Below are 10,789 nucleotides of genomic sequence, written 5' to 3'. Positions count from 1 at the left end.
CAGGTGGACTTCCTCAGCGCCGTGATCGCCACCGAGGCCGAGGCGCGGGCGCTGCTGCTGGACGATCCCGCGGCTCCGGTGCGTGTCGTTCCGGGCTCGATGCTCAACCAGGCGGCGATGCGCGGGGCCGGCGCGGTTTTGCGCGGCCAGCCGGGCATGCAGAACCTGGCGTGGCTGCGCCGGCTCACCGGCAAGGAACGCGACCTCAGCCTGATCGGCCTGGTCCACACCCTGGCCCCGCCAACCATCCGCCAGAGCATCGCCATGGCCTCGGTCTCGCCGGTGCACGCCTGGGACGCGATCATCTGCACCTCGCCCAGCGTGCGCGACGCCCTGAGCGAGATGTTCGACCAGTGGGGCGAGTTCCTCGCCGAGCGGACGGGCGGCTCGCCCCCGCCGCGGGCGGCCCTGCCGGTGATCCCGCTGGGGGTGAACGCCCAGCGATTCGCCGCCCTGGCCGACAGGCCGGAGGCGCGGGCCAGGGTCCGCGCTCGCCTGGGACTCTCCGACGACGATGTGCTGATACTCTGGGTCGGACGACTGTCGTTTTTCGAGAAGGCCTTCCCGCAGTCGATGTTCAAGGCCGCGCAACTGGCGGCGCGCGGCAGCGGCCCGCCCGTGCCCCTGCACTTCGCCATGGCCGGCTGGTTTCCCGGCGAGAAGGACCGCGGGCGCTACGAGGCGGCGGCCAAGGCCCATGCGCCCGACGTTCCGGTCCACTTCCTGGACGGCAACGACCAGGAGCTCCTGGGCGAGCTGTGGGCCGGGGCTGACATCTTCATCTCGCTGGTCGACAACATCCAGGAGACCTTCGGCATCACCCCGGTGGAGGCCATGGCGGCCGGGCTGCCGGTGGTGGCCAGCGACTGGGACGGCTACCGCTCGACGGTGCGCGACGGGACCGACGGTTTCCTGATCCCGACGCTGGGCGGACCGCGGTCGGGCATGGGCCTCACCATCGTCCAGCGCCATCTCTTCGAACTTGCCAGCTATCAGACCTATGTGGGCGAGATCGCCCAGTACACGGCCGTGCACATCGGCCGGGCGGCCGCGGCTCTGGCCGCGCTGGGCCGCTCGCCGGAGCTGCGCCGCCGGATGGGGGCCGCCGGGCGCGAGCAGGTCGCCGCCGCCTTCGACTGGCCGGTGGTCGCCCGCCAGATCCATGGCCTGGTGGACGAGATGGCGCTGGTGCGGGCCGCCTCGCCCGATCCGCCGCCGCCACGCGTCAAAGCCGATCCGGTGCGCGGCGACCCCTTCGTCAGCTTCGCGGGCTTCCCCACCCGGGGGTTCTCGCCGGATCTGCCGCTGAGGCCTGTCGCCGGCGTCACCGGGGCCGACGTCCTGGGCCTGACGGTCGCCCTCGACACCGCCTTCAACAGCCTGCGCAGCCCGCTCGAGGAATGCGCCCAGGCGCTGGACCTGCTGGTCGCCGGCAAGGCCCGGACCGGGCGCGAGGTGCTGATGGCCTTCCCGGCGGAGCGGCGAAGGATGGTGGAGATGGGTCTGGCCTGGATGGCCAAGCTCGGCTTGATCGACTGGCTGGTCTAGGCTGGCTCCCATGGAGGCGCGGGACCTTGTGGACGTGGCGATCGACGAGGACCCGCGGGCGCCCTGCCTGTGGGTCCCGTCGGAGCTGTGGCCGGAGTTCCTGGCCGCCGTCGGCCGCCGGCCCAACCTGGTCGGGGCGGTGATCTACCGCAACAAGACCATCCGCGAGGGCGGCCCGCTCACCGACATCACCACCCGCAGGCCCTGAGGCCTTGCGTCCCGCCGCCACTCTCATCGCGGCCAGAGGCGTGCGGGGGTTTGGGGACGGCTTCACCGGGCTGTTGCTGCCGGTCTATCTCTCGAGCCTGGGGTTCAGCGTCTTCCAGGTGGGGGTCCTGACCACGGCCACGCTGCTCGGATCGGCGGCCCTGACCCTGGCGGTCGGGCTGCTCGGCCATCGGGTTCCGGCCAAGCGGCTGCTGTTCGCCGCCTGCGCCCTGATGGGCCTGACCGGGGTGCTGTTCTCCCGGACCCACGCTTTCTGGCCGCTGGTGGTGGTGGGCTTCGTGGGCACGCTCAATCCTTCCGGCGGCGACGTGAGCCCGTTCCTGCCGCTGGAGCAGTCGCTGCTGGCCCACGTCGGCCAGCCGTCGCAGCGCACCCGGCTCTTCGCCCGCTACAGCCTTACCGGCTCGCTGGCCATGGCCCTGGGCGCCCTGGCGGTGGGCCTGCTGGTCCCGCTCCGCGCGCTCACCGGCCTGGCGCAGCTCACCCTCGTGGAGGGGGCTTTCGGAGTCTATGGCCTGCTGGGCCTGGCGGCGGCCGCCCTCTACCGGCGCCTGCCGGACCAGCCCAGCGAGGGCGAGGCCGCGCGCACGCCGCTCGGCCCGTCGAAGCGCCACGTCTACGGCCTGGCCGCCATCTTCTGCATCGACGCCTTCGGCGGCGGATTCCTGGTGCAGTCGCTGTTCGCCCTGTGGCTGTTCCACCGCTTCGGCCTGTCGCTGGCCGCGGCCGGGGCCTTCTTCTTCTGGACGGGCGTGCTGGCGGCGTTTTCACAGCTCGCCGCGCCGCCGCTGGCCCGCCGCATCGGCCTGATCCGCACCATGGCCTTCACCCACATCCCGGCGAGCCTCTGCGTGATCGCGGCGGCCTTCGCGCCCAATGTGGCCACGGCCTTCGCCCTGCTGTTCGTGCGCGCCCTGCTGTCCAGCATGGATGTCCCGGCGCGCACCTCCTACGTCATGGCCATCGTCACCCCGCCTGAGCGGGCGGCGGCGGCCGGGGTGACCAATGTGCCGCGCAGCCTGGCCGCGGCCTTCAGCCCGGCGCTGGCGGGCTTCCTGTTCGCCCTCACGCCCTTCGCCTGGCCGCTGGTGATCGGGGGATCGTTGAAGATCGCCTACGACCTCCTGCTGCTCTGGCGCTTCCAGAAGGTCCGCCCTCCGGAGGAGGCCGACCGCTAACGCCTCACGGCCGCCATAGCCGCCGCCCGGACTTGCGCCGGCAGGGTCGTGAACCAGGCCTGGGGCGAGAGCTTGGCCGCCACACGGGCGCGGGCGGCGGCGCTCAGGCGGGCGCCGAGCCCCGGATCGGCGCGCAGGCGGACCAGGGCCTCGGCGGCGGCGGCGACGTCGGGTTCGGCCCAGCTCTGGCCGCGGTAGACGCCTTGCGGATCGTCGACCGGGGTCGGGCGCGAGGGAACCAGCAGGGCGCAGGCCTCGTCCATGAAATCGAGCACGCCGGAAAAGGCGGTGGCCAGCACCGGCGTCCCCAGCGCCATGGCCTCGGCCGGGGTCAGGCCGAAGCCTTCGGCGCGGTGCAGGGAGACCAGCACGTCGGCCCCGGCGATCAGCGCCTTCACCCGCTCATAGGGCCAGACCTCGTCGACGATCCGGACGTTGGCGGGCGCCGCGGCGCGCAAGGCGGCCAGAGCCTCGGGGAAGAGGCCGCCGTTCTGGGTCTTCAGCGTCAGCTCGCACTCGGCGTCGCCGCCGAAGGCCTGGGTCCAGGCGGCCATGGCGCCCCTGGGGTTCTTGCGGGCCAGGGAAGAGTTGAAGTCGAAGACGCTGACGCCCTGGAAAGCCGTCCGGCGCGGGGCGGGCGGGACCTTGGCGTAGTCCTCCATGAACAGCGGATGCGGCACGACGCGGACAGGAGAGGCGGCGCCGGCGAGGGCGTCGGCAGTGTAGCGGCTGGGCGCCCAGACCTCGTCGACCAGGGCGGCGTCCTTCAGCCACCGGCGCGGCGCGCGGGGCAACTCCCAGGCCCAATAGCCATAGCGGGGGCCGACGAGCTGTTTCGGCCCCAGGCAGGCCAGCGCCGCCAGCAGCTCCGGCGGGTTCAGGTGGAAGATCCAGGCGCCGGCCGACACCGGCGCGGCCAGCCGCCCGTCCCAGCCGAGCTTGGTGTCGGTGACGTCGAGGCGCTCCACCGGGACCTGCAGGGCCTCGAACGCGCGCGCCGCCAGCCGGGCCGAGGCGGCGATGCCGTGGGAGCCGGCGAAATAGCCTACTACCTGGATAGGCCCCGTCGCGCCCTCCGCCCCATGCGGCGCGCGCGCGGCGGCGCGGACGTAGCTCTGCAGGGCGATGTTGAGGACCGGGGCCGCCAGCTTGCGGACCGGTTCCGGCAGGGCCGATTTCCAGAGCTTGCGCGCGGCGCCCAGTGCGCTCATGGGGAGGGGCTCATGCGGCGACGGTCGTCGTCGCGCGGATGGGCCGGAAGCTTCCCGGCGCAGCCGGCGCCCACACCTCGTCGACGAAGGACAGGCCCACGGTCTCGCCGTCCAGGCCCGCGGCGATCGCGGCGTCCCAGACGCCCACGGCGCGGGCCCAGCGGACGCCTCGGCTGTGCAGGGCCACCGCGTCGGCGGGGACCAGGTCCGGATGGGTCAGGAAGCGCACGAGGCCGGCCTGCGAGGGGGCGGCGGCGGGGCCCGCGGGTCCCAGGAAGCGGCCGGCGCCGGCCTCGTAGACCAGGCGGTCGGCGGCGACCTCCTTGGCCAGCTCCGGGCCCTCGACCACCCAAAGCTCGGCCACGGGACTGGCGGCGGCGGCGCGCGCGGGCGCCTGGCGCTGGCGCACGGTCAGGCGGGCGAGCTGCATCTGCGGGTGCAGGCGAACCGACGCGGGCAGGGCCTCGAACTCCACGCCGTATTCGGCCAGGCCGCCACCGGCCAGCCAGCGCAGGAATTTGAACCGCTCGGCGCCGGAGCGCAGCGGGAACAGGCGCTGCAGATCTACGCGGCTCTCCCAGATCTCCAGGAACAGGCGGATGAACGGCGCGGGCTGCGCCGGGGCGGGCTCCAGGAACGGCGCCCGCAGGGCCTCGGTCAGGGCCTCGGGCCAGCCGGCGCGGGCGGCGACCCCGAAGCCGGCGGAAAGCCTGCGCTTCAGGTCGTTGGCGCCGGGCTCGGCCAGGCGGGCTGCGGCGAGCAGCGGAGCCGGATCGCGGGCCAGGCCCTCGATCACGCCCTGCGGCAACAGGTCCGGGGCGAAGCGCCCGGCGGCGGCCTCGGCGCCCAGGCACCAGGCGATCAGGCCGGCCGGATCGCCGGTGAACTTGGCGCGCAGGTCGCCGCGCGCGGCGAGCAGGGCCTTGGCGGCGCGCGGGGTCCCGTCGGCCGAGGGCTGGCGCAGCCAGTCCAGCGCCCCCGAGGCCGCGCCGCGCCAGGGCGCCTCGCCCCAGACCGAGGCGTCGGGCTCGCGTGTTCCGCCGCGCCAGGCGGCCAGCAGGGCCTCGGCGGCGGAGCCAGAGATGGCGTCGGCGCCCAGGGTCGTGGCGTGCTCGGCGAAGAACTGGTGGAAGCCCAGGCGGCCGGCTTCATGGTCGAGCTGAAAGCCGGTGGCCACGTCGCGCCAGACCTGGTCCATGGTCCGGGTTACGTCAGGCAGGCCGGCCAGGGCGGCCTCCGGGTCCGGGGCGTCGACCCAGGCCTCCACCGCCGCGGTCAGGCCGGCGCTGAAGTCCTTGCCGTCGCGGGCGGCGCGCAGGGCGCGGCGGCGCATGGCCCCGGTCACCAGGCGGCCTGACGGGAACCGCAGGTGGGCGTAGGGGACGGCGCGGCTGGTCTCGTGCCCGTTCTTCAGCATCGACGCGGCGTAGTCGGCCAGCAGCTCGGCCAGCGGCGAGCCAGGCGTCACCCGGACCCGGTCCTGGTGCTTGGACAGGATGTCCGGCCGCGCCGGGTCGAAGCCGGAGAAATGGAAGAAGCCCAGCGGCTCGCCATCGACGGTCCAGCCGGCTGCGGTCCGGGCCAAGGTGCGGCCTTCCAGGTTCCAGTAGGCGAGGTTGAGGGTCGGGGTGCGCAGGATCGCCAGGCTGTCCACGAAGCCGGGCGCGAGATCCATCCACCTCTGGTCGGTGAACAGGCCGTTCTTCAGGTCGACGCGGCAGTCGAACTCGCAGCGGTCGGCCCACCAGCTCATCAGGTCAACGACCTTGGGCTCGGCGCGGGCGGCGCAGAAGCCGAGGTTGAACGAGCCCGACTTCAGGATCGCATGGTCGTTGGGCATGGCCGAGCCCAGCAGCGGTCGGGTCAGGTGCGGGGTCAGCGCGAGCTGCGCCTCGGCGAGGCCCCGGCGCACGGCGTTCAGCGGCCGGAAGACCAGGATGTCGGGGTCGAGATAGGTGGCCGAGGTCGCGCCCGGCTCGGTCAGGAACCGGCGGAAGACATAGGGCTTCACCGCCGTGTTCAGCTCCAGCGCGTCATAGTAGACGCTCATCGCCGCGTAGGGCGCGCCCATGTCGCGCGCGTCGATCACCTCGGCCAGGCGCTCGAGCTGCGGGATCGGCCCGTCGGTCGCCACCACCACCCGCCGCGCCTTGGGCTCGTGGGCCGCCAGGCTCTCCATCAGCGTCGCGGCCTGGGCCGCGTAGTTGCGGGAGACGATGGTGAAGATGACGTCCAAGGGGTGCCTTTGCGGGTGGCCAATTTGGGGGCGCTACCCGGAGCGGTCTATCAGCCTAGGCGATTGCGCCGCAATCAGGCGGCCATCAGCTCGTCGAGGTTCTTGATGGGGGTCACCGGCGAGGCGACGCCGCCTTCCATCCGCATGACCTTGTTGCAGTAGAGGCGCAGCAGCTCCACGTCGTGGGAGGCCAGGACCAGGATGCCGGCGCGCTCGACCAGCTTCAGCAGGCGCTTGTGGGCGATCTTCTGGAAGTCGGCGTCGCCCACCGCGATCCATTCGTCCATCAGCAGGACGTCGGCCTCGACGGCGGTGGCCGCGGCGAAGGCGAGCCTGGCCTGCATGCCGGCCGAATAGGTCTTCACCGGCATGGCCAGGAAGGCGCCGAGCCCTGAGAATTCGGCGATCTCCGGCAGGCGCCGGTCGATCTCCTTCGACGACAGCCCCGCGATGCGGCCGCGCAGGCGGATGTTGTCGAAGCCGGTCGCCGAGGGGTCGATCCCGAGGTTGAGGTCCAGCAGGGCGGCGATATGGCCCTGCACCTCGATGGTGCCCTCGTCGGGCTCGTAGGCGCCGGAGAGCGCGCGCAGGAGGGTGGTCTTGCCCGAGCCGTTGTGGCCGACGAGGCCCAGCCGGTCGCCGGCCTTCAGCTCCAGGTTCAGGTTGGAGAGCGCGGTCACCTCGGTCGTGCCGTGGTGGCGACCCAGCCGCCCGCCGACGGTGATCTTGGCGAGCTGCTTCTTCAGCGACTTGGCGTCGACCCCATAGACGGGGAAGCGCAGCGTGAGGTCCTTGCAGGAGATCGAGACCGGAGGCGCCTTCATAGATAGTGCACGATCCTCCGGCGGATGGTGGCGAAGATGCTGAAGGTCAGGGCCCAGCCGACCGCCGCCATGACGGCCAGGAACAGATAGGTGTGCGGCGCGACCGGGCCGCCCATCAGGGGCGCGCGGACGGCCTCCAGCAGATGGTAGAAGGGGTTGAGATCCAGAACCACGTGATGCCGGCCCAGCCGGTTCGCCGGCCAGAACACCGGGGTGACGAACATGGCGAACTGCATGACCGAGATGACGATCTGCGGGATGTCGCGGAAGCGGGCCGAGGCGATGCCGACCAGCATGCTGAGCCAGGCGGTGTTGAGCACCATGAACACCAGGCCGACGACGGCCACCGGCACGTTCGATTGCCGCCAATAGCCGTAGTAGATCAGCACGGCGACGACGATCACCAGGTGGTGGCCAAGGTTGATCAGGTTCCGGAACACCGTGCGCCAGACGAAGGTGAACATCGGCAGGCTGGTCTGCGACAGCATGCCGGCCGCCTGGACGAAGGTGCTGCAGCCCTCCGTGATCATCCCGCTCATCGTGCCGAAGAAGACGATGCCCAGGGCCACCAGCGGCAGGAAGTCCTTGAGCGTGATGCCGAAGAGGTTGGCGTAGACGACGCCGATCCCCAGCACCATCAGGCCCATGGAGAGGGTGATCCAGAAGGGGCCGAGGATCGAACCGCGGTAGCGCGAGACCACGTCGTGCCAGGCCAGAGACCAGGCCAGGTCCAGGCGCTCGCCCGAGGCCAGCAGGTCGCGGAACGCCATCTGGACCTCGAACAGCGGACCCCGCCGTCCGGTGCGCAGCATGTGGGTGGCGGTGTCCATGCGTGTCCCGGCTAGGGGCTCTCCCGACGAAGCGCGCTCGTAACAGGCAAGGCCATGGCGGCGCAAGGATGGCGCCCCGCGCCGCGGCCGGCCCGCCCGACGCTTTGCCAGCATGCGGAGTTCCATGTTAGCCGGGCGCATGGCGTCCATCGACCAGACCGCGAAAGCCGGGGCCACGCCGATGGAGGGGCGGCTGCGGATGCTGCGCGCCCTCGATCCCACCCTGGAGGGCGCCGGCGTCTGGCTGGTGGTGCCCTGCTACAAGGTCAAGGCGCACATCCTCGACGTCATCGCCAAGACGCCCGCCTGGGTCGAGGGCATCGTCTGCGTCGACGACGCCTGCCCCGAGCAGTCGGGCGCCTTCATCGAGGCCAACGCCAAGGACCCCCGCGTGGTGGTGGTCAAGCTGGCGCAGAACCAGGGGGTCGGCGGCGCCACCATGGCCGGCTACCGCGAGGCCATCGCCCGCGGCGGCCAGGTGCTGGTCAAGGTCGACGGCGACGACCAGATGGACCTGGGCTACATGCCCCACCTGGTGGCCCCCATCCTGCTGGGCGAGGCCGACTACGCCAAGGGCAACCGCTTCACCTCGATCAGCCACCTGGCGACCATGCCGCCGGTGCGCGTGTTCGGGAACGCCGCGCTGAGCTTCGCGGCCAAGCTCTCGACCGGCTACTGGAACATCTTCGACCCGACCAACGGCTACACCGCCATCGAGGCCCAGGTGGCGCGGATGGCGATCGGCAAGCGCGTCTCGCGGCGGTTCTTCTTCGAGACCGACCTGCTCTACCACCTGGGCACCCTGCGCGCGGTGGTCCGCGACGTGCCCATGCCGGCCCGCTACGGCGGCGAGGTCTCGAACCTGAGGATCGGGGCCATCGTCGGGCCCTTCGCCTTCAAGCACATCACCAACTTCCTGCAGCGGGCGCTGGGCCAGTACTTCGTGCGCGACTTCAACGCCGCCAGCGTGGAGATGGTCTTCGGGATCCTCTTCATGCTGTTCGGCATGGGCTATGGCGCGCACTACCTGTCGATCCGCCACACCGGCGCGGCCTCGCCGGGCGTGGTCATGGCGGCGGCCCTGCCGGTGATGCTGGGGGCGCAGCTCCTGATGCAGGCGCTGAACTTCGACGTGCTGAACGTGCCCCTGCGGCCCATCCATCCCTACCTGCGCACCATCGCGCGGATGGAGAGCGAGAAGGGAACGCCGTGAAGCTGTCGGACATCGCGCTCTGCGCCGGCTTCTCCCTGGCGCTGCCCATCGGCCAGACGCTGTTCAAGTTCGCGGCGGTGAACAATGCGCGCCTGAGCGGGCCGCTGGTCATGCGCCTGATCACCAACGTCCCGCTGATCGGGGCCTTCGCCTGGTACGGGCTGACCGCGCTCTTCTGGTTCTATATCCTGACCCGGGTGCCGCTGTCGCTGGCCTACGCCTTCTCGATCGTGGGCTCGGGCCTGGTGCCTCTGGTGGCGTGGCTGGTTTTCAAGGAGCCGCTCGATTGGCGGTTCGCCGTGGGCTACCTGCTGATGCTGGCGGGCTTCGCGGTGATCATGCAGGGCCAGCGCGCCTAGGTGTTCTGTCCCGAGGTCAAGTGGACGGGGTCTAGCCTGAAGCGCCCTGGCTCGTCCGCCCAGGCCTTGCAGATGGCCTCGTAAGGGGTGAGGCCTCGCAGGGTCTTGAGGCGCTTGGCGAAGTTGTAGGCGTCCAAGAAGGCGGCGAGGTGATCTTCGAGCTGCTGGTGCATCTCGTAGTGGTAGCGTCGGACAGTCGCCTCTTTCAGGGTCCGGTTCATCCGTTCGACCTGACCGTTGGTCCAGGGGTGATTGGGCTTGGTCAGGCGATGCTCGATGCCGTGCTCATGGCAGGCGCGGTCGAAGGGGTGGCCGCGCCATCTGGCCGAGGGGCCATCGCGGTTCTTCGGCAAGTCGGCAAACTGGATGCCGTTGTCCGTCAGGATGGTGTGGATCTGGTAGGGCACGGCGGCGACGAGCTCGTCGAGGAAGGCTCTGGCCGCCATGCCGGTGGCGCGCTTCACCAGTCGTGCGAAGGCGTACTTCGAGGTCCGGTCCACGGCTACGAAGAGGTAGAGCTTGCCTTCCCCGGTGCGCACCTCGGCGATGTCGATGTGGAAGTAGCCGAGCGGGTAGCGCTTGAAGGCCTTCTTCGAGGTCTTGTCGCCCTCGATCTCGGGCAGCCGGCTGATCCCGTGCCGCTGGAAGCAACGGTGCAGGGCTGAGCGGGTGAGGTGCGGGACCGTCGCCTGCAGCGCGTACAGGCAGTCGTCGAGCGGCAGCAACGTGTGCTTGCGGAAGGCGACGACCATAGCCTCTTCTTCGGCCGTCAGCACAGTCGAGCGCGGGGCCTTCGGCCCCATCGGCGCGTCGTGCAGGAAGCTGCGCTTGCGCCACTTCGCGACGGTCTTCCGGTTGAGACCGTGCTTGGCGGCTAGCTCTTTGAGCGGAGCCTTCGATCGCTGTATCGCCGCTCGGATGGCGTGCGTGGTCGTGGCGCTGCCATGGAGTACCTGGCCCATAACTCCTCCCGGTGTGAGCACTCAGCTAAGCTGAGTCCCCCACACCGCGGGACCAGACACCTAGGTCGTGGACTCATAAGCTCTGAGCCAGAGTCGAGTTGAGGCGAGGAGCACGGCGGCAAGGAAGTTCCTGGCGAGCTTGTCGAAGCGCGTGGCGACACGGCGGAAGTGCTTGAGTTTGCAGAAGTAGCGCTCGACGA

General features: G+C 71.1%; 10 protein-coding genes and 1 pseudogene. 5 read left to right on the top strand and 6 right to left on the bottom strand.

The genetic code is table 11. From position 1 onward, the window contains the following. The 3 genes from VNW53_RS03785 to VNW53_RS03775 all read left to right on the top strand — a co-directional run. A partial coding sequence (locus tag VNW53_RS03785; RefSeq protein ID WP_325553741.1) for a glycosyltransferase family 4 protein occupies positions 1-1,548 on the top strand: 1,548 nt, incomplete at its 5' end. 10 nt (positions 1,549-1,558) lie between these two features. After that, positions 1,559-1,756: a hypothetical protein gene (locus VNW53_RS03780; RefSeq protein ID WP_325553740.1), complete on the top strand. Its 198-nt coding sequence runs from the start codon at positions 1,559-1,561 to the stop codon at positions 1,754-1,756. Positions 1,757-1,796: 40 nt separating this feature from the next. Further along, the gene (locus tag VNW53_RS03775; protein WP_325553739.1) at positions 1,797-2,954 is read left to right on the top strand and encodes an MFS transporter; all 1,158 of its coding nucleotides are present in this window, start codon (positions 1,797-1,799) and stop codon (positions 2,952-2,954) included. On the opposite strand, the gene VNW53_RS03770 is transcribed toward VNW53_RS03775, so the two are convergent. The 4 genes from VNW53_RS03770 to VNW53_RS03755 all read right to left on the bottom strand — a co-directional run bounded on the left by VNW53_RS03770 (position 2,951) and on the right by VNW53_RS03755 (position 8,055). Further along, positions 2,951-4,165, bottom strand: a complete 1,215-nt coding sequence (locus VNW53_RS03770; protein WP_325553738.1) for a glycosyltransferase — start codon at positions 4,163-4,165, stop codon at positions 2,951-2,953. The genes VNW53_RS03775 and VNW53_RS03770 overlap by 4 nt on opposite strands. Before the next feature lie 10 nt (positions 4,166-4,175). Beyond that, positions 4,176-6,401: a hypothetical protein gene (locus VNW53_RS03765; protein WP_325553737.1), complete on the bottom strand. Its 2,226-nt coding sequence runs from the start codon at positions 6,399-6,401 to the stop codon at positions 4,176-4,178. 74 nt (positions 6,402-6,475) lie between these two features. Then, the gene (locus VNW53_RS03760; RefSeq protein ID WP_325553736.1) at positions 6,476-7,225 is read right to left on the bottom strand and encodes an ABC transporter ATP-binding protein; all 750 of its coding nucleotides are present in this window, start codon (positions 7,223-7,225) and stop codon (positions 6,476-6,478) included. Beyond that, positions 7,222-8,055, bottom strand: coding sequence for an ABC transporter permease (locus VNW53_RS03755; RefSeq protein WP_325553735.1), 834 nt, complete (start codon positions 8,053-8,055; stop codon positions 7,222-7,224). The genes VNW53_RS03760 and VNW53_RS03755 overlap by 4 nt, the downstream gene beginning before the upstream one ends. Before the next feature lie 139 nt (positions 8,056-8,194). On the opposite strand from VNW53_RS03755, the gene VNW53_RS03750 reads away from it, so the two are divergent. Then, positions 8,195-9,268, top strand: a complete 1,074-nt coding sequence (locus VNW53_RS03750; RefSeq protein ID WP_325553734.1) for a glycosyltransferase family 2 protein — start codon at positions 8,195-8,197, stop codon at positions 9,266-9,268. After that, on the top strand, positions 9,265-9,627 hold the full coding sequence (locus VNW53_RS03745; protein WP_325553733.1) for a hypothetical protein: 363 nt from the start codon (positions 9,265-9,267) through the stop codon (positions 9,625-9,627). Before VNW53_RS03750 ends, VNW53_RS03745 begins: the two co-directional genes overlap by 4 nt. On the opposite strand, the gene VNW53_RS03740 is transcribed toward VNW53_RS03745, so the two are convergent. Together VNW53_RS03740 and VNW53_RS03735 are read right to left on the bottom strand one after the other, a co-directional pair. Further along, the gene (locus VNW53_RS03740; RefSeq protein ID WP_325553732.1) at positions 9,624-10,589 is read right to left on the bottom strand and encodes an IS481 family transposase; all 966 of its coding nucleotides are present in this window, start codon (positions 10,587-10,589) and stop codon (positions 9,624-9,626) included. The two genes, VNW53_RS03745 and VNW53_RS03740, sit on opposite strands and share 4 nt — an antisense overlap. Positions 10,590-10,649: 60 nt before the next feature. Further along, positions 10,650-10,789: pseudogene (locus VNW53_RS03735) on the bottom strand (IS5/IS1182 family transposase); the annotation flags it as partial.

Source organism: Phenylobacterium sp. (genome assembly GCF_035569475.1).
In the GTDB taxonomy this organism is placed as follows: domain Bacteria; phylum Pseudomonadota; class Alphaproteobacteria; order Caulobacterales; family Caulobacteraceae; genus Phenylobacterium.
This window is presented reverse-complemented; position numbering and strand designations above follow the sequence as displayed.